The 582-nt window shown below is 72.2% G+C and carries 1 pseudogene; it reads right to left on the bottom strand.

Annotation, left to right across the window (positions count from 1 at the left end):
• Positions 1 to 23: 23 nt before the first annotated feature.
• Positions 24 to 582 (bottom strand): annotated as a pseudogene (locus tag EOD07_RS38020) (type VI secretion system-associated FHA domain protein TagH); the annotation flags it as partial.

The raw sequence follows: 582 nt of genomic DNA, 5'->3' as shown, positions 1-582 counted from the left end.
GGATCGCGCCCGGGAAAATAAGCCTACTCCACCCCGATGCCGCGCAGGAAAGCGGCGCGCAGCGCCATGTCGCTGGCTGCCGGCTGCGTCGGACGTGATGGCTTGGACACCGGTGCGGGGCGCTGCGGCGGAGCAGGGGGAGCGGCCACCTGCGCCGGGACCTCCCATGGGCGGGCAGCCTTCGGCTTCTCGGCGGGCCGCTCTTCGCGACCGGCCGCACCGGCGCTGGTGCTGGATGCAGGCGTCTCGGCCGGTCCGAAGCCGAAATCGTCGAAAGCGGACGGTCTCGACGCCGGCTCGGGCGTATCGCTGCGCGAAGGCATGTCGCCGAAGCCGAACGGGTCTGGCCGGCCCGCGGCGTGCTCTTCGTTCGAGGCCGGCGTCGCCACCGGATCGAGGCTGAACGGGTCGTCAAACGCAGGCGAGCTGCGCTGGTTGGAAGAGCGATCGTAGGCTCCGGGCGCAGGCTGCTCGAAAGGATCGGGCAGCCCGGCCGGGCGTGGCCGCTGCGGATCCTCCTCGACCTTGGCCGAGAAGAAGTCGTCGCCGCCGATGCTGGGCGGCGTGCGCGATTGCGGCGGC

It is taken from the genome of Mesorhizobium sp. M2C.T.Ca.TU.002.02.1.1, assembly GCF_003997225.1.
The sequence above is the reverse complement of the archived record's forward strand: the minus strand, read 5'-3'. Positions and strand labels throughout refer to the sequence as shown.